Raw genomic sequence first — 21,264 nt, forward strand, 5'->3', positions numbered from 1 at the left:
CATTTTTTAAATTCAAACTGAGTATAAGAAATAAGATTGAGTTTTAAAATAAAATTTATTCATGCGATTGCCCTGGACTTATGTTCGATATTCTTGACAGATGTGAAAAAATATAATATAATAACAACATCCAGAGCCGCCGGGAGGGGATTGGATATTGTAATGAATTAGGTAATAAGGGGGAATTAAAATGAAGGAAGTTGTGATTATATACTGGTCTAAGACGGGGAATACTGAGCAAGTGGCTAAATCAATTGAAGCTGGAGCTAAGCAAGCTGGGGCTGAGGTTACTTTATTAAAGACTGAAGAAGCTGAAGATATTGATTTTTATGACTATGATTTAGTCTGTGTAGGAGTTCCTTCTTATCATTGGCATCCGCCTAAGTCGGCTGATCGCTTTTTAAAGGATAAGTTTAAGGAGTATCGTCAGGCAGGCAAGGTGAAATTAGGCGCGCCAAAGGTTGAAGGTAAGCAAGCTTTAGTTTTTTGTACTTATTCCGGGCCCCATACCGGGCTTGATGAGGCTACTCCAGTAGGAGACTATGTAGCGCAGTTTTTTGCTCACTTAGGCTTTACAGTGCTTGATAAGTGGTATGTTCTTTGTGAGTTTAGAGCTAAGGGCCCGAAGGGAGTTAATCTTGAAGGAAGAATGGGTGATATTAGAGGTTTACCTACTGAAGAGAAGCTAGCAGAAATTAGCCAAGATACAAAAGAAATAGTGAAAAATCTATAAGTTATAAAAGTATCTATTATTGAGGTGAGAGGATATGAAATTAAAAAAATCTTTGGCAGATCTATCTACTGAAGAATTGGAAAAGTTATTAATAGAGAAAAAAGAAGCTTATGCTGATTTGGAAGAAGAGAAGGAATTTACTTTAAGCCAAACTGGACTTCATTTATCAAGTAAGGTTAAAAAAGAATATAAAGAACAGTTGACTGAATTAGAGGCAGAGATTGAGAAAATAGAGAATTTGTTGGCTGATAAAGATTAATTATAATCGCCTAGCTTTATTAATATTAAGAAGCTAGGCGATTATTTTTTGATTTAATATAAAATGAGAAATATTTTAAAACTAAAGAGCATAATGATATAATATAATAAAAGTTCTTTGCTTAGAGCTAGGATGACTAGTTCTAATTTTTATTTAAATCTCAAAAAATAAACATAATAAAGGAAGATTTAAATGTCAATTGAAGTTTTAATTGTGGACGACTCTAAATTTTCTAGGACTTTGATTAAAAATAGTATTCCTAAAAATACTTTTAGTATCGTTGGAGAGGCTAGTGATGGACAAGATGGCTTTGAAGCTTATCAAGAATTAAGTCCAGATATTGTGATTATGGATATGAATATGAAGTATATGAATGGAGTAGAAGCAATTGAAAAAATTATGGATTATGATAGTGAGGCTATAATTATTGTTTGTAGTGCTCTAGGAACTGAACATAAGGTTAAGGAAGCTATAAATAGTGGAGCTATTGATTTTGTGGTTAAGCCTGTTGATAGTGCTAATCTATCTAAAGCACTGAATAAGGCAAAGCAGAAGTTAATCTTACAGAGAATTAGAAAATAGTTTTTATTTTTTAAAAGACTAGCTATATTTTTGGACAAGATTTAATATATAAGATTGAGAAGATAAATAAAAATAAATTTTAATAGGCCAACTCTTTAAAGAACTGGCCTATTAATTATATTTAACTATTTAGTTAAGCTTTAAATCCATTTAATTAACCCTAATTCATGTTTAGTAGTTAGCTTTTCATCATTAGGTACTACTCGGAAGGTATATTTATAATCTCCACTATCTTTTAAGTTAAGCTTAGTAGAGTAGGAATACACATTTTCTTTAATGTGCGTTCTATCTTCCATAGGGATTATCTTCTTATCAGTATTATCACCATTGATATCTTCAGGTACTATATATAGTTCTACTTGGATATCTTCAGGATCTAATTGGCCTAAGTTAACTTGAGCAGTTAGCTCAATATCGTCTTCTGGATTGAAGTTTCCTAAATCATTTTGATTAGGAGAATTTATCTCCAGTTGAGGCCACTTATTTCTGAGTTTATTTTTCCAATTCGTAAGCTCTGCTACTTTTTCTTGCTCTGATAACTCCTTACATCTTTTATGGGCCGGAATATATAGCTGTTCAGTATAGTCTTTCACCATACGGTTCATACTGTATTCCGCTCCACAACTGACCATCGCTTCTTTCATCCATTCAATCCATTTTTTAGGCAGGTCGTTATCATGTTCATAGTACATCGGGACGACCTCTTCTTCTAAAGTCTGATATAGAGATTCAGCATCTAATTCATCTTGTTCTATCTTACTACAGAGTTCTAGTTCGTGACCGATAGCCCAACCATTTTTGCCATTATAACCTTCAACCCACCAGCCATCGATAACACTGAGATTTAAGCAACCGTTAGCTGCTGCTTTTTGGCCACTAGTACCGCTAGCTTCTTGAGGGCGGCGTGGGTTATTTAACCAGACGTCTACTCCTTGCACTAAGTAGCGAGCTAAGTTCATATCGTAGTCTTCTACAATTATTATTTTATCTTTAAACCTCTCCATTTGGGTTACATCGTAAATATCCTTAATTAACTGTTGACCGGGATTATCAGCTGGATGAGCTTTACCAGCAAAGATAATTTGCACTTCTTTTCCTTCCTGATTACATATCTTTGCTAATCTATCTAAATCTCTAAAGATCAGGTCGGCTCGCTTATAAGTAGCAAATCTACGGGCAAAGCCAATAGTCAAGGTATCTTCATCTAATAGGTCTTTATTCATAATTTCTACATTACCATATCTCTTTCTTCGAGCTAGATCTCTTTCGCGAATATGATCTATTAATTTGGACTTTAGCTCTTTGTGTACGGCCCATAGTTCCTCATCAGGAATATTTCTAACCTCTTCCCATACCTCTTGATCTTGCACTCTATTCTTCCAACCAGCAGGGAGATATCTATCAAATAGCTCTTGTATTTCTGGGGCTAGCCAGGTAGGAGTATGAATTCCATTAGTAACATGAGTAATTGGATTTTCATCGGCTGGTATTTCAGGCCAGAGATCCTTCCACATCTCACTAGCAACTTCTCCGTGGAGCTTACTAACTCCATTATGGAATCTTGATAAACGTAGAGCTAATACTGTTAAACCAAAGCCTTCGGCATTTTCTTCATTAGTGTAACCTAGTTGCATAAATTCATATCTGTTAAGTCCTAACTCTTCCCAGAAATCGGTGAAGTGTTTATCCTTGAGTCCAAAAGGAAAGACTTCATTTCCAGCTGGAACTGGAGTATGAGTGGTAAAGACTGTATTTGCTGCTACTCTCTCCATTGCTTCTTCAAAGGAATATCCTTCTCGCTTCACAAAATGGCGAATCTTTTCTAAGCCTAAGTAAACTGAATGTCCTTCATTCATATGCCAGACCACAGGTCGGTAGTTTAGTTTGTGTAAGACTCTAGTTCCACCGATACCTAATACAATTTCTTGCAGGATTCTAGTTTGTTGTCCTCCTCCATATAGCTGAGAAGTGATATTTCTATCCTCAGGGCTATTTTCTTCTAGATTAGTATCTAATAAATAGATGGTAATTCTACCTACAGTTACTTTCCAAACTTTGATTGCTATTTCTCTATGCTCTTGTTTAATAGTGACTTTTAGTTCTTCTCCTTCTTCATCGGTTACCGGTTTAACTGCTAAATTATCAAAGTCCAAATTAGGATAGACGCTTTCTTGCCAGCCATCGCTGTTAATTTTTTGCTTAAAGTAACCATGATGGTACAACAGTCCTACTCCCACAAAAGGTAAGTTTAAGTCACTAGCTGACTTACAGTGATCGCCTGATAAAACTCCTAAACCACCGGAGTAAATAGGTAGTGATTCGTGCAGGCCAAATTCAGCAGAAAAGTAAGCAATAACATTCTTTTCAGAAAAATCAGTTTGGACACAGTCTTCATCAAACCAACAATCATCATCGGCTAAATAAGATTTAAAGCTATCCATTACCTGCTTATATTTAGCTAAAAAAGCTTCATCTGTAGCTGCTTCTTCTAATTTTTGATTGCTGATTTTATTTAAAAATTCAACTGGATTTTTATTTACCTCTTTCCATAGTTCTAAATTAAGATCTGTAAATAGTTCTTGAGCCTTGGGATTCCAAGACCACCAAAGATTATAGGCTAAATCTTTTAAGCCGTTAATTTCTTCGGGAATTTCAGAATTGATTGACAACTTACCATAAAAATTCATATAATCACCTCAAATTTTATATTTCTGCCTTAATTAACTCTTGATTTAATGTTATGAATTGCTTAAAATAAATAGTAGTTATAGGCTAGAAATTATATTTCATTAATTATTACGGTTGATTGGTATATAAAAATGTAACTTAGACAGTTAAGTTCATAATCAATATTTCCACAAAGCATAGTAAATCCCTTTTTTATTTGTGACTTTTTTATAGTTTTATTGAATTATTACCTTTAAAGCAGGTATTAGCGATTAAAAACTAGAAATAAACTGTTAATAATAATTAATTGTTAGGAAGGGTGATAAGCAATGTTTGAAAAACTTGCTTTAAATAAAGTAATTAAACTTTTGACCTTAGCTGATAAGGTATTAATAATAGTAATTTTATTAGCAGGCTTATCCCTGATGCTAATAACTCCCCGTTTGATAACGGATAGAACTGGGGCTGATAAATACGTGGTGGTTACTATTGAAGAGGAAGAAGTTTATAGGCATCGATTAGTTGATAATGAAGAGTTAGAGAAAATAGACTTTGACTTTACTGTTGAAGGAGAAAAGTATCAGGGTGTATTAAAGATGAAGAATGGTCGAGTTAGGTTGGATCGTTTGAACAGGGAAATTTCTCCTTTGCCAATCCATTATGAGATGGGTTGGATTAGTGAGTCTTACGAAAGTATTATTTCTTTGCCAGTGCGAATGATCGTTACAATTGAAACAGTTCAAGAAGAAGAACAGGATATTGATGCAGTGAATTTTTAAAAAGTTAAACTAAAAACTTATATTAGATGGGAGCTAGTTAAATGAAGAGAGTCTTAACTGTTTTTCTTATTTTAGTTTTTTCTCTGATGGCTTTAGGTGCTTGTAGTGAAGAAGAAGATATTTCACAAGCAGAGACAGATAAAGAAAATTCGGTAGAAATAGAGCAAGAAAGCTCTGGCGAAGATAGAGTAGAGTTTGAATATCCGCCAGAAGTGGAGGTTTGGTTAGCAAACATGCGGGATTATTTTGTAGCCGGAACAGTAGATACTGAAGAGGGAAGATTTTTAATAGTAAATTGGGGCCAGCAGCCTACGGCGGGTTATGAAGTTTCTATCGTAGATATTCGGGAGCATAAAGAGGAGCTACAAGTGAAGGTGAAGTTTCAAAAACCGGAGGAAATGGCGGCTCAGGTGATAACTTATCCTTATACAGTAAAGAAAGTTTCTGAAACTGAGCAGCGAGTTAACTTTATTCCTCAAACAGTAGAAAGCTATATTCCGCAAGTGGTAGGTTCGCAGCCTACTCAATCTTTTGCAGCAGCTAGTGAAAATATTAAGATAATGGACTGGGAATATAAGGATCAGGATTTGTATTTACAAGGCTTAGCTCGAGTTTTTGAAGCTAATCTAAACTATGAAGTATTAACGGAGGATGCTCAAGTTGTAGATGAGGGCTTTGTGACTGCTTGGACGGCGGGCCCTGACTGGGGTTTTTTTGAGATTGAATTAAGTGATATAGAAGCAGAGGCTAGCTCCATTTCTATTTTTTCTGTTAGTATGAAGGACGGTTCTAGAGAAAATGAAATTGAAATTACTTTCTAGAGCTGCTTTCGGGCCCTAAATATAGTGCTAGCAGTACTTCGAATTGAGGAAACGGGAAGCTAATCGCTTGGGAAAATTTAAATTATTAACTTATTTTTAGACAAATGGCTAAAAATTTAGTATAATAATTACAAGGGGAATTAAGAAAGGAAGGTAGAGCAGCATGGAAAATATTGATGAAGTTATTGATTTCTTTAAGCTAGTTGCTGATAAAACTAGATTAAATATAATTGTTCTTTTATCTAAAGGTGAACTATGTGTTTGTGAAATTGAGGAAGAGCTTGATATTTCTCAACCTAGAGTTTCTCATCATTTAAAGGTGTTAAAAGAGGAAGGTTTAGTAAATTCTGCTCGGGAGGGCAAATGGATTTACTACTCTTTAAATGAAAAGATATTTGAACTATTTGATTCTGTTAAACAGGAATTTTCGGAAATGCGCAAAGAACTTGCCCAGTCTAGTCCTAGTAATAAGTGTAGAGATGAGGAGGCAGTTCAAGTAAATAGCAAATAGTTATAAAGTACTCTGACTCTGAGGATTAAAAGTTTATAATTCAAGGAGGGTTAGGGTAGAGCTTATGAATTTCATTGAGCTAATAAAAAGTTATCAATTTAAAACTTTTAAGTCTGATTTATTGGCTGGATTGACGGTAACTGCCTTTGCTTTGCCTCAGAATATGGCTTATGCTTTGATAGTTGGGGTTAATCCTATTTATGGTCTCTATACTTCAATAGTTTCTATGCTAGTAGCTACTGTAGTAGGAGTTTCTAATTATATGGTTGTTGCTCCTACTAATATGATTTCAGTAGCTTTAGCTAGTAGTTTAAGCAATATAGCTTCAGACCAGTATTTAGAGACCTTGTTTTTGCTTACTTTTTTAGTCGGAGCTATTCAGATAGTTTTAGGAATTTTAAAGTTGGGTGACTTAGTCAAATACGTTTCGCAGTCGGTAATAATGGCTTTAACTACTGGAGTGGCCTTTTTGATTGGCGCTGGTCAGTTAGGTAACTTATTAGGCTTAGCTGACAGCGGTGGTAGTAACTTAATTGCTATTATTTATAATGTGTTTAGTAATCTCCAAAGTACTAACTACTACGCTTTAGCAATTGGACTGCTTGCTATGCTAATTATCGTAGTTGGTAAGAGCTTTAGGCCTTACTTGCCTTGGTATTTAGTTGCAGTTATTATTTCGACATTAATAGTTTATATTTTTGATCTTAGTGATAATTTAGCGGTAATTCAAGACTTCCCTACTTCTCTTCCAAGCTTTAATCTGGTTAACTTTGATCTTAATTCAATTCAAAATCTATTTAGTTCTGCTCTTTCAATAGCTATCTTGGGTTTTATTCAAGTATTATCCATTGTTAAGTCCTTGGAAAAACAGAGCAACGAAGAGGTAGCTTTAAATAGAGAGTTCATAGGGCAAGGGATTGTTAATTTCATTAATGCTTTTTTTAACGGATTTGCTGTTTCGGGTTCCTTTACTAAGTCCTTTGCTAACTATTCAGCTGGGGCTAAGACTAGGATTTCACAGTTGATTATGTCAGTTACAATTATCTTATTTATACTCTTTTTAGGTACGGTAGCTAATTATATTCCTATTTCTAGCTTAGCTGCTCTAGTGATTATGGTAGCTTACTATATGATAGATTTTAAAGAGATGATTCGTTATTTTAAAACTACTCGGAGCGATACTATAGTTTTTTTAGGGACTTTAGTTACCACTTTATTGACTCCGAGATTGGACTATGCTATATACTTTGGAGTAATAATTTCGGTGATTTTGGTTTTAAAGAGAACAGGAAATGTTAATTATTCTCATATGGCTTATAATCAGCAAGGAAATAATGACTTTGCTCAACAGCAGTTAACAGAGGTAGCAGAGGATGATTTGATAATTATAAATTTAGCTGGTAGCCTTCATTTTAATGCAGCCGATAACTTGAAAAATCAATTAGATGAAAGCTTTAGTGAGGATAAAATTTTTATAATTCGGACTAGATATATTGAAGATATAGATATTACTTCAATTCAGGAATTGGAGAAGTTTATTGATCGAGTTCAGAGTCATGGAGGGGAGATTTTGTTGTGTGGGGTAGAAGAAGAGATCTTTGAAGTGCTGAAGAAATCAGGACTTATTGCTAAACTGGATCAGGAAAATATCTTCTGGGCCCGCAATCATATCTTTTCCTCTACTCAAGAGGCTGTAGAAGAAGCACTAAGTAAAACCCAAGAAAAGAATAGCCAAGCTGATTAATAGAATCCTATAAAAATAATTTTTTCGGGAGGGATATTAATGGCTAATAAGGCTCAAATTGCTGAAGTTAGTGAAGAAGAGGAAACAGAGCTGGCAGAAAGCAAGAGAGGCTTTTGGCTATTGATAGCTTTGCTAGTGGGAATAGCTGTTTGGTTATTACCGCGCCCGAGCGGTCTAGCTGTTCAAGGACATAAATATTTAGCTTTACTAGCTGCTTTGATAGTACTTTTTGTTACTGAAGCTTTCCCCTTACCGGTAGTAATGGGTGGGGCTGGAGGAGCCTTGATTCTTTTTGAGATTGGTGAGCTTGAGCAGGTCTGGACGTCTTATGCTCATCCAGTTGTATTTTTTGTCTTAGGCTGCTTAATGTTAGCTAATATTGCTGAAAAAGTTGGTTTAACTAAAAGACTGAGTAATATATTATTAAGATATTGTGGAACTAATGTAGTTCGTTTTTCTTTTTTCTCCTCTTTAATTTTAGGAGTTGCTTCGGCTTTAATGCATGATGTTTCCGCTGCTACTTTGGGATTGATGTCTATAGTTCCTTTGATGCGAGAAGCAGGGATCAAGCCTGGCAGTGATACTGGTAAGTTTATGGTGATTGCTTTGGCCTTTTCCTGTTCTGTTGGGGGAATGGGCACCTTAGTAGGTGGCGGTAGAAATATGGTAGCGGTGGCTTTTTTAGCAGAGTTTACTGGAATTCAGATTAGCTTTTGGGAATGGTTTTTACACGCTATGCTGCCTGCCGTAGTTACTATTCCTATAGTTTGGGGGGCAGTCTATCTTGTTTTTCGTCCTGATACTTCAATTTCTTTTTCGCGAGATTCTTTGGAGGAGAGTATTGCCGGGTCCTTGAGTGGTGAAGAAAAAAAGACTTTATTAGTTATTGCTTTGGTATTTATAGGTTTTTTGACTAAAGAGTTTCATCAATTAGACTATTCAGTAATAGTAATTTTTGCAGTTTGCTTATTAGTAGCTTTAGGCTTAGTGGACTGGGAGTATTTAAATAAAAGGACAGCTTGGGCCGTATCCTTCTTAGTTTTCGGAGGTGGTATTTCTTTAGGTAGAGCTATGGACTACACAGGAACGGCTGCTTATTTAGCAGAACTATTTTTTCCTATCTTTGAAGGAGGAAACTGGTTTGTTCTCTTTGTAGGGGTCGGGATTTTTGCTTCCTTGCTTACTCAATTGATGGCTAATGTAGCTTCGGCAGCCTTGATTATGCCTATAGCAGTACCGATGGCGCAAATGATGGGAATTGATCCTAGTATAATTGCTTTATCTTTGGGAATGTTTACTTCCTTTGCTTATTTGATGGTAATTGGTTGTCCTCCTAATGTAGTTGCTTATAGTGTAGGTTACTTTAAGGCTTCAGATTTATTGAAAGCAGGCTTATTAGCCCAACCAGCTGGTATAGCTTTCTTATCCTTAGTAGCTACCTTGTGGTGGAGAATTTTGGGGATTATAATTTAAGATTAGGTTGTTGAATAAAAGATTTTGCCAGTAATAAATAAGCATTAAATCAAAATATTCCAATGGACGACTCTTACTGCCCTTTCAATTTAAATACGCAATGTGAGGCCAGCACTAACATATCGAATGTGTCGTAAATTAGCCCGGAGGCAGGAGATCTGTAGGATAATTTGTTTTCAAACTAATTTTTTCAGCAAAAGCACTAAAACTACTATTTACTCCCAAGGCTCTTATCATAGCCAGTATTGTTTTTTATGCTGGCTATGCCGGGAGGGCTAATTTTGAGAGCGAAGGAGGCAAGGAGGCCGACTGAGCGGCAAGGGAATGGAATATTTTGATTCTTAAAAGCAAATAGATTTAGTTATTCAACAAGCTAAAAATAAGTAAGAAGGGGGGATTCTAATGGTTGAAGAGCTTAGAGTAGCTGATTTGATGGTTCCTATAGATAAATATAAAACCGTAAACTATAAAGAAGACTTTAAAAATGTAGTAGAAATCTTTATCAATGATAGTCCTGAAGAGAGACATGCTCGAATTTTAGCTGTGCAGGGCCCGGAAAATGAGATATTAGGAATCTTGAGTATTGGCGATATTCTAAGATCTTTGAAAACCCTTACTAGATCTTATGGCCGGGAAGAAATTAATAAGTTAACTAGTCCCTTAGGTTCTTATGATAAGGAGTTTAGAAAGAAAAGAGAAAAGGATTTAAATATAGGCTTTTCTTTAACTGTTGAGGAAGTAATGATAAAAAATAGAGGCAAGCTAACAACAGAACAATCATCTTTAGAGGCTTTAAATATAATGATGGTAGAGAATATTAGAGCTTTACCAGTTTATGAAGATACAAAAATAGTAGGAGTAATTCGAGAAGTAGATTTACTGGACTGTATAGCTGATGTTTGGAACGAAGGGAGAGAAAATAGCTAATAAATTAAAGGCTGAGGATCTTGTTACAAGATCCTCAGCCTTTAATTTTCTTTAATTAATATCTATAACTCTTCTTTGTTTTTTACCCGGTTCTTCTTTAGGCAAGATTACTGTTAGCAGTCCATTATTATATTCCGCTTCAATTTCATCAGTTTTTACATTATTTAGTCGGAAACTGCGTTGATAGTTGCCACTTCTTCTTTCTTTACGGATATAATTTTCACCTTCATCTTCTACTACTTCTTCTTTATCAACGGAGATGTTGAGGTGTTTATTTTCATCATCTACCTCGATAACAATGTCGTCTCTGTCTAAACCTGGTAATTCTGCTTCTACTACGTACTCTTCTTCCTTTTCTTTGATATCGGTTCTGAATTCAGTGTTTTTGAGATCAAAGAAGCTATCGAATAAGTTAGACCATTCTCCATCAAAGTCACCTTCAGCAGGTTCACCCCTTCTACGACGACTACGGAAAGGCATCAGATCAAACATTGCCACCACCTCCATTGTTTAGTTTTAGTTTATTTTCTTCGCTTATTATTATAATAAAAAGGTCAGCTTCAGTCAAAGATCAGAGAAGGTCAAAAAAGTGGAATAAGGATATTTATTGCTGATTAATTAAAATTAGGTCTTTATTTCTAAAAATTTAATGGTCAGAGATGGTTAAATATATATTAACTAAAGAGGCAGGAAAGTAGAGGTTAAAGCTTTAATATATGAATAATAAAGGGTATTTTTAAGCCTTTAACTATCAATATATTGAAATCAGTTTGGAGGAATATAAAGATGAAATTTAAATATGGAAGAGAAGAATTAGAATTAGACTTGAGAAGATTACCTAATCAGCAGATACTGCGACCTCAGGAAAAAAAGGGTTTAGCTAACCCTAAAGCAGCTGTTGAATCCAGCTTATTAGAGCCTATTGCTAGTCCATCCTTGACTCAATTGGCAAAAGATAAAGCTCCAGATAGAATTGTTATTATAGTCAATGATGTCAGCAGAGCTACTCCTTATGACTACATGTTAGCTCCATTATTAGCTCAGTTACATGCAGCTGGAGTAGCTAAGGAGCAGATTACTTTTATAATTGCTACTGGAATTCATGAACCTAATACAGAGGCTCAAAATAGAGAGATTTTTGGTGAAAAACTACTTAAAGAGTATAGATTTATATCACATGATCCAGATCAGAATCTAGTAGACTTAGGAGAATTAAGCTCGGGAAATAAGCTTTATTTAAATCGAGAAGTAGTAGAGGCTGACCTATTAATTGCTACTGGAGTAATTGTGCCTCATTATTTTGCTGGCTTCTCCGGGGGGCGAAAATCTATTTTGCCTGGAGTAGCAGGTCGAGAAAGTATTCAAAATAATCATTCTCGAATGGTAGATTTACTAGGGAATCTACCTTCAATAAAAGAAAATCCTGTTAATCAAGAGATGTTGGAAGCAGCTCAAAAAGCAGGAGTAGACTTTATTCTTAATGTAGTTACTAATAGTAAAAAAGAAATAGTAGAGGTAGTAGCTGGGGACTGTAAGGCTGCTTGGTATGAAGGAGTAAAGACTTCGTCGGCTATGTACCATGTTCCCTTAGCAGAGAAGGTGGATGTAGCTATTGTGAGTGCTGGCGGTTATCCTAAAGATATTAATATGTATCAGGCTCAAAAGGCTTTGGACAATGCTAATTATGGAGTAAAAGATGGGGGAACTATTATTTTAGCTGCTCAATGCCAGGACGGTTTAGGTGAAGAGGTTTTTGCAGATTGGCTGGCAAATTCAGATAAGCCTGAAGATAATATCTGTAAGATTAAAGAGAAATTCGTGGTAGGAGGACATAAGGCTTTTGCTATCAGTAAAGTAGTTACCACTAAAGATTTTATTCTTATTTCTGATTTCGATCAGCAGCAGAGTAAAGAGCTATTTGCTAAAAAGGCTACTTCTATAGAGGAAGCTTTGGCTCAGGTAGAAAAAAAGCATGGCAGTGATTATACTTCAATTGTTATGCCGCAAGGAGCTTTAACTTTGCCAGTAATTAGGGATTGATTAGTTCGATTATTTTACTTCACATAGGAAGTAAAATATGGTATAGTATATTTAAATGAAGGTTAAGCTTTGATTAAGGAGGTGAGCTGATGTCAGAAGTAGTTATTTATACCACTTCGGGTTGTCCCTATTGCAAACAGGCTAAAGAAGACTATAGAGAGCAAGGAATTGACTTTAAAGAGGTTAATTTAGATAAAAATAAGGTAGCTAAAAAGAAGGTTGTTGAAGAGTATAAGGCAGATAAAGTACCGGTGATTATTAAAGATGGTCAAGTAGAATCTATTGGTTATAAAGGAGCTGGTTGAGGAATTTAATTAAAAGTCGGCTGGAGGCCGATTTCTTCAGAAAATTTAGATTTAATTATTGCTTTGCTTAATCTTTGCTAGCAAAAATAGGTAGGTAATTATTAGCAAGAAGTGTCCCTAATCATAGCTATGGTTAGGGATTTTAGATTTTGAGTATAAAATTTATTTTTAAGCAGGAGTTAAAAATTTAATAAATAATAAAGTCATAATAAGTGTTATCGAAAGTAAAAACGTGTTAAATATATAACTATTAAGTAAAAAATTGATATTGGAGTAGGGGGCAGTTCTTTCGTGTTTAACTATATATTGAAGAGGATACTTTATTTGTTAGTGATAATGTTTATAATATCTATTTTAACTTTCAGTTTAAGTCGTTTAGTTCCTGGAGATCCAGCCGAGGTGATACTTCGTTCTAGCGGAGTGGAGCCTACTCAGGAAGCTGTTGAAAGCATGCGAGAAAATTTAGGTCTTAACCAGCCGGTAGTTTGGCAGTATATTGATTGGTTGGGTGGTATTTTACAGTGGGATTTTGGACGTTCTTTTACTACAGGCCGGCCAGTAATTCAGGAAATTTGGTATCGTTTTCCTGCTACCTTGGAGTTAGCTTTAGCAGGAGTAGTAGTGATGTTTTGTTTATCCTTTCCGGCAGGAATTATCTCAGCCGTATTTAAAAATACTTACCTAGATCATTTAGGTCGTTTTTTAGCTTTAGTGGGCGCTTCTTTTCCTTCCTACTGGTTAGGTCTATTATTAATTTATTTTTTTGGAGTTCAAAACTCCTTACTGCCAGTAATGGGGCGAGGTACTGGGCGTCATTTAATCTTACCTGCTTTTACTTTAGGTTTAGGTATGGCTGCTGTTTATGCTCGCTTACTTAGAGCTAATTTGCTAGAAGTTCTTAATCAGGACTATATTCGTACGGCCCGGGCTAAGGGCTTAAGTGAAAAAGCGGTAGTGCTTAAGCATGCTTTAAAGAATGCATTATTGCCAGTAATAACGGCTTTCGGAGTTAATTTTGGCTATCTTTTAGGAGGAACGGTTATTATAGAGACTATTTTTAATTGGCCTGGTTTAGGTAAGTTTGTGGTAGAAGCTATTTTTAATCGCGATTATCCAGTGCTTCAAGCTTATGTACTATTTATGGCCTTAGTTTTTGTTACAATTAATACTTTAGTGGATATTATTTATGGTGTATTAGACCCTCGTATTGCTTCGGAAAGGAGGAATTAAAATAGCGGTTCAAAAAAAGCAGCTAAAAAATAAATTTTTCTCTTATTTATCAACTATTGATAAGCTATCTTTAATAGGGTTAGTAATTATTTTATTTTTTATTATTTTTGGTATTTTGGCTCCTTTTTTGGTGCCGAATGACCCGATAGAAATAGACTTAACTCAACGTTTCCTAGCTCCTAATGGAGAATTTTTGATGGGTACTGATCATTTAGGGCGCGATGTATTTTCACGATTACTATATGGAATTAGAACTTCTTTGAGTACAGCTTTTTTGGTGTTGATTTTTAGTATGGTGGTTAGTGTTATAGTAGGAACTACTGCTGGCTACTTTGGTGGTAAAATAGACCAGCTAGTTATTGGGGTGATTGATACTTTATTAGCTTTTCCGGGCTTAGTTTTAGCTTTGGTTATTGCGGGTCTATTAGGGCCCAGTCTAATTAATTTAATGATTGCTTTAGCGGTTACCCATTGGGTAGGTTATGCTAGGATTATTCGCGGTATGGTAATGTCAATTAAAGAGCAGGAATATATTTTGGCAGCTAGAGCCTGTGGAGCGGGTGATTTACATATTATTTTAGTTCATATTTTACCTAATATTATTTCGCCGGTCTTAGTGTTAGCTACTTTAGATATGGGTTATATTATTCTCAGTATTTCTGGACTTTCTTTCTTAGGCTTGGGAGCTCAACCGCCGACTCCGGAATGGGGAGTTATGTTAAATGCAGGTCGACCTTATATGCAGTTAGCACCTTGGTTAATGTTTTTTCCCGGAATGGCTATTTTTTTAATAGTTTTAGCTTTTAATATTTTAGGCGATGGCTTAAGGGATATTTTTGATCCTCGAGATGTTGCTTAGGGATTAGTTTGGCAACGATATACAGAAGTAAGGAGTTAAATTAAAATGAGCAAAACAAATATTTTAGAAGTCAATAATCTACAGACTCATTTTTATACTAAAGAAGGAATAGTTAAAGCAGTTGATGGAGTTAGCTTTGAAGTAAAGGCTGGAGAAACTTTAGGGATAGTAGGTGAATCTGGTTCAGGTAAAAGTGTAACGGCTACTTCTATTATGCAACTGCTTCCGGCAAGTGCAGAAATCGTAGCCGGAGAGGTGGATTTTAAGGGAAGTAATTTATTATCTAAAAGTAAAGCCGAGCTGCAGAAAATTAGAGGAAATGAGATTTCGATGATCTTTCAAGAACCGATGACGGCTTTGAATCCGGTTTATAAAATAGGAAATCAGTTGGCAGAAGTCTTTCAATTACATCAACAGTTAAATAAAAAGAGAGCTTTAAAAGAAGCAAAAGATTTATTGGCAAAGGTAGGAATTCCTTCTCCGCAGGAGCGGCTCGAGGAGTATCCTCATCAATTGAGTGGAGGAATGAGACAGCGAGTGATGATAGCTATGGCTTTAGCAGCTGAGCCTCAATTGATAATTGCCGATGAACCTACTACTGCCTTAGATGTAACTATTCAGGCTCAGATTTTGGATTTATTACAGAACTTACAAAGTAAGTTTGGGCTATCTTTGATATTTATTACTCATGATTTAGGTATTATAGCTGAAATAGCAGACCGAGTAATAGTGATGTATGCTGGACAAGTTATGGAATCAGCAGCAGTAGAAACTTTATTTGAAGAAGCTAAGCATCCTTATACCCAAGGATTAATTGACTCTATTCCTAGTTTGAATTATTCACGAGAGTCTTTAGTCAGTATCAAAGGGGTAATTCCAGATTTTTTTGAATTACCGGCAGGGTGTAAGTTTAGTAATCGCTGTGATTATGCTATCAAGAAATGTTTTCAAGAGGAAGCAAAGCTGGAGCTAGCAAATAAAGGACAGTTGCTAAAGTGTTGGCGCTGGCGAGAATTGGAGCGTAAAGGGTTAGGTGATGGAGATGTGCTTACTGGAAGTTGAAAATTTAAAAAAACATTTTGCAGTTGATAAGGGGCTTTTCTCTAGCTCTCAGCAAAAAGTTAAAGCAATAGATGGAATTAGCTTTACTTTGCGTCAAGGTGAAACTTTAGGTTTAGTAGGTGAGAGTGGTTGTGGTAAGTCCACTACTGCTTTAACAGTATTGAGACTGCTGGAAGCAACTACTGGAGAAGTTAAGTTTAAGGGACAAGATATCTATAAGCTGACCAAAAAAGAGTTAAAAGCCTTAAGGAAAGAAATGCAGATTATATTTCAAGATCCTGATGCTTCTTTGAATCCGCGGCAGACTGTAGGCGATATTATTGGGGAAGGATTAAAGATTCATAATTTAGCTAGCAAAGAAACAAGGGAGGCTAAAGTTAAGGAGTTACTGAATAGGGTAGGATTAAAAAGTGAACAGTTTCTTAATTATCCACATGAATTTAGTGGCGGACAGCGTCAACGGATTGGTATTGCTCGGGCCCTAGCCTTGGAACCGGAACTGATTGTCTGTGATGAACCAGTATCATCTTTAGATGTTTCAATTCAAGCTCAGATAATTAATTTAATGTTGGATTTGCAAAAAGAATTTGGTTTAACTTATCTGTTTATTGCTCATAATTTAAACTTAGTTAGATACGTCAGTCATCGAGTAGCAGTAATGTATTTAGGAAAATTAGTGGAGCTAGCGGCTAAAGAGGAGATTTATAATAATCCTCAACATCCTTATACTAGAGCATTATTATCTGCTATTCCGATAGCAGACCCGACAGTTGATAGAGAAAAAATAATTCTTGAAGGAGAGTTACCTAGTCCTATTAATCCTCCTTTAGGTTGTAATTTTCATACTCGTTGTCCTGAAACTAGAGAAATTTGTCGGCAAGAAGAACCGAATTTTATTAATCGCGGTGCTGAACACTGGGTAGCTTGTCATTTTTAAACTTTAATCATTTGTTATTTCCATCGGAAAAATAACAAAAACTTTATAAATTAAGCAGGAATACTCCTCTGAATAATGAATAGTTTATATAGTGTGTTATTAAGCGATAAATAGTGTTATCCATTTAATAAGGGGGAGCAAAATAATGCTGATTCAAAAAGAGATAGAAAGTTATTGGGAGAGTAGAGCCGATGTTTATAGTCAGTCCATTAAAGAAGAGTTGAATTCTTTTAAAAGAGAGGCTTGGCAGGATTTAATTAGCAAACACGTTAAAACCAAGGGAGAGATTAAGGCTTTAGATGTAGGCTGCGGGCCCGGTTTTTTTACTATTTTAATGTCGGAATTAGAGTATGAAGTAACAGCAGTGGACTGTACTCTAGATATGCTAGCAGAGGCTAGAGAAAATACAGAAGCAGCAGGCTATTCAGCGCAATTCCTTAAAGGAGATGTACATAGTCTTCCTTTTGCCGATAATAGTTTTGATTTAATTGTCTGTAGAAACTTAGTTTGGAACTTAGTAGAACCTAAGCGGGCTTATAAAGAATGGTATAGAGTCCTGAAATCTGGAGGGAGTTTGGTTGTTTTTGATGCTAATTGGTATTTACGATTGCAGGATACTTCTTTAGAAGAAGAAAATAAGAAAGCAGCTAAACAGGCTCAACAGCTAGGTTATGAAGATAGTGCTACTCAGACTCAGAAAAAAGAATGCGCTCAGATAGCTAAAAAGTTACCTTTAAGTTATGAATTAAGACCTAATTGGGATCAAGAGGCCTTAATAGACTGTGGTTTTGAAGAAGTAGTTTTGGATTTTGATATTTCAGCTAAGGTTTGGAATGAAGCAGAGCAGATTCGTTATCAGGCTACGCCTATGTTTTCAGTTGCTGCTTATAAATAGGGAGGTTTTGAAACAATAGACCGATATTATTGGATTGAATATTAAAGTAAAAAGGAGAATCAGTTATGAAATCAAGCAAGAATTTATTCATAATTTTAATAGTAATAAGCCTATCTTTTTTATTAATAAGCGGTTGTGGTCAACAGCCAACAGACGAGATAGATAGAGATGATCTTAATGTAGGGATGGTTTTTGAACCAGGAAATTTAGACCCAGCCCAGTCTTGGAATGGTTGGTTTGTAGTTCAAAGCGGAATGGGGCAGACCTTATTTAGGCTTGATGATAATATGGAAGTAGAGACTTGGTTAGCTAAAGACTATCGACAGATTGATGAGCTAAATTGGGAAATAGAACTACCAACTGGAGTTGATTTTCATGATGGTCAGCCAATGGATGCTGAAGCTGTAAAAAACTCTTTAAAAAGAAGTTTGGAAGTTAATGAAAGAGCTCCTGATTTATTGAAAATAGATTCTATAGATATATTAGCTGAAGATAAACTGTTGATTACTACCAAAGAACCTAATCCGGCCTTGATTAATTCCTTAGCTGATCCTTTGACAACAATAGTTAATGCTGATTTAGCAGCTGAATTAGGAGAGCAGTTTGCTGAAGAGCCCAGTTTAACGGGCCCTTATCAGCTAGCAAATTATCAGCCTGATGTGGAGATTGTAGTAGATAGGAATGATGATTATTGGGGTCAGACTCCCCAATTGAAAGAAATTAACTTTAGGTTTATTAGTGATGGAATGAGTAGAGTAATGGCCTTTCAGTCAGGCGAGATAGACATTGCTCAAAATATTCCTACAGCTAATGTAGATAACTTAAAGCAGACTTCAGGTTTAGATGTACTTTCTACTTCTTCTTTGCGGGTGCATATGGCTTACTTTAATTTGGAGCATCAACATTTAGATAGCTTAGAAGTTCGCCGAGCAATTGCTAAAGCTATTGATAGAAAATCTTTAGCTGAACAAGTAATGGATGGTGGGGCTGTAGCGGGAGTAGGGCCTTTCCCCTTAGCTTTACCCTTTGGTGGAGATGAACTAGATGCTTATGAGCATAACTTAGATAAAGCCGCTGATATTTTAACAGTAGCTGGATGGGATTTAGGAGAAGATGGAGTAAGACAAAAGAATGGGCAAAAGTTAAAGCTAACCCTACATACTTATGATGATCGTCCCGAGCTGCCTATGATTGCTGAAACAATGCAAGCTCAGTTAAAAGAGTTAGGAATTGAAATACAAGTAAAGTCGGTAGAGAATATATCTTCTATTCTTGATGAAGGTAATTTTGATCTAGCTATTTATAGTATGAATACTGCTCCTACTGGTGACCCTCAATATTTTTTAGATTTAGTATTTAAGAGTGGTGCTTCTTCTAACTTTAGTAATTTCTCTGAAACTGAGGTTGATCAAATTATTAGTCAGTTAGCTAATACCTTTGAAGTTCAAGAGCAGCAGAGGTTGGCTCATCAGGCTCAAGAAAGGATTTTGGAAAAAAATCCTAATTTATTTTTGGTCTATCCTAAGGTTAATATGGGAGTTAAGGAAGGATTAACAGGATATCAAGTGCATCCTTCAGAGTTTTATATAATTGATGAAACAATTAATTGGGAGTAAAATAGGAAATTTAATATTTCTTAAACATTCTCTCATAATTTTATCATATTTAGGCTATATACTTTAGATGTGAGTTAAAGGATAGAATAGTTACTATTTTTAGAACTCCTTACTCAAATTAAGAGAGGAAGGGATAATTAATGTTAAAGAATGAAAGTACTTTTAAGTCAAGGTTGGTAATGGTTCTACTCCTTATTTCAGTTTTTGTAGCTGGTAGTAGCTTAGTAGGAGTAGCAGCTGCTCAAGATTTGGACATTGTCTATGTGGATACTCAGCAGGTCTTTGAAGCCCATCCAGCAGCTCAGGAGGCTACTCAGCAGCTACAAACTAGACAGCAGGAGATGCAGGAAGACTTAGGAGCAATGGAAGACGAAGAGGGAATGATGCAACAGCAGCAGATGCAAGAAGAATTACAACAACTTCAGAACGATCTTTTGGAAGAAGCTATGGCTGAAGTGCAGGCTGATGTGCAAGAAATAGCTGAGGAAAAAGGTTATGATTATATTGTAGATGAACAAATGTTATTAGCCGGTGGTGAAGATGTAACTGACGAGATTTTGGATGAGCTTGATGGTGCTTCACCTCAACAAGAAGAACTTGAACAAGAACAGCTTGATGGCTTAGGTAACTAAAGATTTAAAAACAATAAAAGCGGAGATATTATATCTCCGCTTTTAATTATTTTTAAACTTCAATTTTTAAAAGGTCTTCATTAAAGCAGCACTAATTTCTAAACCGTTGAGTTGATTATCTAAATCAGTATATCTGTAATTAGCCCTGCCTTGAATACTGAAGCCTTCTTTTAAAGGAAGCTTACTCTCTAATCCTAATTTAAAGCCTAATCCATTATCTGTATCTAAATCTGAATTATCTCCCCAATAGTAGCCTAAAGCAGTGTAAGTATAAAGTCTTTCATGTAATTCATAGTTAGCAGTTCCTAAAAATCCAGTTAAAGAAATATTGCTAGTAGAGATATGTTCGATTTCTCCTCCTAAAGCTGTCTGCGACCAAAACCATTCCCTTATTCCTAAAAAGAAACCAGGAGCTGAATTATCTTCAGCAGCTTCTAAAGTATTAAAGCTGATTCCTCCATATAAGTCTGATAATCCTACTTTACTATCAGGACTATCGGAAGTTACTATTTCTATAGGTTCTATATCTTCAGCTTCTATACTCTGTTCTTCATTTTCTGTTTTTTCTTCCTCTAATTCATCTTGTGTTTCAGGAACTGGTTGTTCAGGTAGATTAGCATTAGCAGTGTTACCTATTGAAAAGAATAAAATTAATACTAATAAAAAATAAAAGAAGTTTTTCTTCATTATATATATCCTCCTCTCTTATAAAATTATATACTTATTTTTTGAAGAAACTATTATGAAGTAGTTAAAAATTAATTAAAGCTTAATAGAAAGAAATTTTTAATTTATTTAAATTATTTCTTGACAAAATAAAAATGAGATGTTACACTATTTAGTGTCTTAAGCGAGAAACGAGGGATAAAAACAAAACACCTGCTTTTCAAACAGCTTTTTGTAAATATCTCTTGACAAGATTCGAGTTATATGTTAGACTGTTAAATGTCGCCTGAAAGAAAGAGGCCTTTTGTGCCTCGCAGAAAAAAGATTTTTCGACTTTTTTCGAAAAAAGGCTTGACAAGCAAGTAGATAGATGTTAGAATTATGACTGTCGCTTAAAAAACGGCGGCGACTGATCTTTGAAAACTGAACATTGCCTATTCAATATTTTCAACGCCATTTGAAAAGGTTGTAATCAACAATTTTTATGAGTTAGTTCAAACTCACATCATTTTATTTGGAGAGTTTG

The 21,264-nt window shown here is 35.3% G+C and carries 21 protein-coding genes; 18 read left to right on the forward strand and 3 right to left on the reverse strand.

Annotated elements, in window-relative coordinates:
• The first annotated feature begins 190 nt into the window (after positions 1 to 190).
• The 3 genes from MWH30_RS10900 (at position 191) to MWH30_RS10910 (ending at position 1,574) form a co-directional block, all read left to right on the forward strand.
• Complete coding sequence (locus tag MWH30_RS10900) at positions 191 to 733, forward strand: flavodoxin family protein (RefSeq protein ID WP_248664115.1); 543 nt, start codon at positions 191 to 193, stop codon at positions 731 to 733.
• Between the two features lie 34 nt (positions 734 to 767).
• Positions 768 to 992, forward strand: coding sequence for a hypothetical protein (locus tag MWH30_RS10905; RefSeq protein WP_248664116.1), 225 nt, complete (start codon positions 768 to 770; stop codon positions 990 to 992).
• A 192-nt stretch (positions 993 to 1,184) separates the two neighbouring features.
• Complete coding sequence (locus MWH30_RS10910; RefSeq protein WP_248664117.1) at positions 1,185 to 1,574, forward strand: response regulator; 390 nt, start codon at positions 1,185 to 1,187, stop codon at positions 1,572 to 1,574.
• Between the two features lie 140 nt (positions 1,575 to 1,714).
• Here MWH30_RS10910 and glgP read toward each other — a convergent pair whose 3' ends face one another.
• Positions 1,715 to 4,261 carry an alpha-glucan family phosphorylase gene (gene glgP, locus MWH30_RS10915; protein ID WP_248664118.1) on the reverse strand — a complete coding sequence of 849 codons (2,547 nt, stop codon included), beginning with the start codon at positions 4,259 to 4,261 and terminating at the stop codon, positions 1,715 to 1,717.
• Positions 4,262 to 4,570: 309 nt separating this feature from the next.
• Here glgP and MWH30_RS10920 point away from each other — a divergent pair, with 309 nt between their 5' ends.
• The 6 genes from MWH30_RS10920 to MWH30_RS10945 all read left to right on the forward strand — a co-directional run bounded on the left by MWH30_RS10920 (position 4,571) and on the right by MWH30_RS10945 (position 10,496).
• A complete protein-coding gene (locus MWH30_RS10920) occupies positions 4,571 to 5,020 on the forward strand; it encodes a NusG domain II-containing protein (RefSeq protein ID WP_248664119.1) in 450 nt (149 codons plus the stop codon).
• A 41-nt stretch (positions 5,021 to 5,061) separates the two neighbouring features.
• Positions 5,062 to 5,841 (forward strand): protease complex subunit PrcB family protein, encoded by a 780-nt coding sequence (locus MWH30_RS10925; RefSeq protein WP_248664120.1) that lies wholly within the window; start codon positions 5,062 to 5,064, stop codon positions 5,839 to 5,841.
• Positions 5,842 to 6,004: 163 nt separating this feature from the next.
• Positions 6,005 to 6,352 (forward strand): ArsR/SmtB family transcription factor, encoded by a 348-nt coding sequence (locus MWH30_RS10930; protein WP_248664121.1) that lies wholly within the window; start codon positions 6,005 to 6,007, stop codon positions 6,350 to 6,352.
• 64 nt (positions 6,353 to 6,416) lie between these two features.
• A complete protein-coding gene (locus tag MWH30_RS10935) occupies positions 6,417 to 8,096 on the forward strand; it encodes a SulP family inorganic anion transporter (RefSeq protein ID WP_248664122.1) in 1,680 nt (559 codons plus the stop codon).
• Between the two features lie 39 nt (positions 8,097 to 8,135).
• Entirely contained in the window at positions 8,136 to 9,569 is a 1,434-nt protein-coding gene (locus MWH30_RS10940) for an SLC13 family permease (RefSeq protein ID WP_248664123.1), read from the forward strand.
• 402 nt (positions 9,570 to 9,971) lie between these two features.
• Positions 9,972 to 10,496, forward strand: coding sequence for a CBS domain-containing protein (locus tag MWH30_RS10945; RefSeq protein WP_248664124.1), 525 nt, complete (start codon positions 9,972 to 9,974; stop codon positions 10,494 to 10,496).
• Positions 10,497 to 10,547: 51 nt separating this feature from the next.
• Here MWH30_RS10945 and MWH30_RS10950 read toward each other — a convergent pair whose 3' ends face one another.
• A complete protein-coding gene (locus MWH30_RS10950) occupies positions 10,548 to 10,988 on the reverse strand; it encodes an Hsp20/alpha crystallin family protein (RefSeq protein WP_248664125.1) in 441 nt (146 codons plus the stop codon).
• Between the two features lie 294 nt (positions 10,989 to 11,282).
• Here MWH30_RS10950 and larAH6 point away from each other — a divergent pair, with 294 nt between their 5' ends.
• The 9 genes from larAH6 to MWH30_RS10995 all read left to right on the forward strand — a co-directional run bounded on the left by larAH6 (position 11,283) and on the right by MWH30_RS10995 (position 20,072).
• The gene (gene larAH6 / locus MWH30_RS10955) at positions 11,283 to 12,536 is read left to right on the forward strand and encodes a nickel-dependent malate racemase, LarAH6 family (protein ID WP_248664126.1); all 1,254 of its coding nucleotides are present in this window, start codon (positions 11,283 to 11,285) and stop codon (positions 12,534 to 12,536) included.
• 89 nt (positions 12,537 to 12,625) lie between these two features.
• Positions 12,626 to 12,841: a glutaredoxin family protein gene (locus tag MWH30_RS10960; protein WP_248664127.1), complete on the forward strand. Its 216-nt coding sequence runs from the start codon at positions 12,626 to 12,628 to the stop codon at positions 12,839 to 12,841.
• A gap of 291 nt (positions 12,842 to 13,132) precedes the next feature.
• Complete coding sequence (nikB, locus tag MWH30_RS10965) at positions 13,133 to 14,071, forward strand: nickel ABC transporter permease (protein WP_248664128.1); 939 nt, start codon at positions 13,133 to 13,135, stop codon at positions 14,069 to 14,071.
• On the forward strand, positions 14,049 to 14,930 hold the full coding sequence (nikC, locus tag MWH30_RS10970; RefSeq protein WP_248664129.1) for a nickel transporter permease: 882 nt from the start codon (positions 14,049 to 14,051) through the stop codon (positions 14,928 to 14,930). The genes nikB and nikC overlap by 23 nt, the downstream gene beginning before the upstream one ends.
• A 45-nt stretch (positions 14,931 to 14,975) precedes the next feature.
• Complete coding sequence (locus MWH30_RS10975; protein ID WP_248664130.1) at positions 14,976 to 15,992, forward strand: ABC transporter ATP-binding protein; 1,017 nt, start codon at positions 14,976 to 14,978, stop codon at positions 15,990 to 15,992.
• On the forward strand, positions 15,967 to 16,929 hold the full coding sequence (locus tag MWH30_RS10980; protein WP_248664131.1) for an ABC transporter ATP-binding protein: 963 nt from the start codon (positions 15,967 to 15,969) through the stop codon (positions 16,927 to 16,929). The genes MWH30_RS10975 and MWH30_RS10980 overlap by 26 nt, the downstream gene beginning before the upstream one ends.
• A 145-nt stretch (positions 16,930 to 17,074) precedes the next feature.
• The gene (locus MWH30_RS10985) at positions 17,075 to 17,824 is read left to right on the forward strand and encodes a class I SAM-dependent methyltransferase (RefSeq protein ID WP_248664132.1); all 750 of its coding nucleotides are present in this window, start codon (positions 17,075 to 17,077) and stop codon (positions 17,822 to 17,824) included.
• A gap of 65 nt (positions 17,825 to 17,889) precedes the next feature.
• A complete protein-coding gene (locus tag MWH30_RS10990) occupies positions 17,890 to 19,440 on the forward strand; it encodes an ABC transporter substrate-binding protein (protein ID WP_248664133.1) in 1,551 nt (516 codons plus the stop codon).
• Positions 19,441 to 19,580: 140 nt separating this feature from the next.
• Positions 19,581 to 20,072: an OmpH/Skp family outer membrane protein gene (locus MWH30_RS10995; protein WP_248664134.1), complete on the forward strand. Its 492-nt coding sequence runs from the start codon at positions 19,581 to 19,583 to the stop codon at positions 20,070 to 20,072.
• Positions 20,073 to 20,138: 66 nt separating this feature from the next.
• Here MWH30_RS10995 and MWH30_RS11000 read toward each other — a convergent pair whose 3' ends face one another.
• Positions 20,139 to 20,759: a hypothetical protein gene (locus tag MWH30_RS11000; RefSeq protein ID WP_248664135.1), complete on the reverse strand. Its 621-nt coding sequence runs from the start codon at positions 20,757 to 20,759 to the stop codon at positions 20,139 to 20,141.
• Positions 20,760 to 21,264 lie beyond the last annotated feature (505 nt).

The organism is Fuchsiella alkaliacetigena (assembly GCF_023227765.1).
Classification (GTDB): Bacteria; Bacillota; Halanaerobiia; order Halobacteroidales; family Acetohalobiaceae; genus Fuchsiella; species Fuchsiella alkaliacetigena.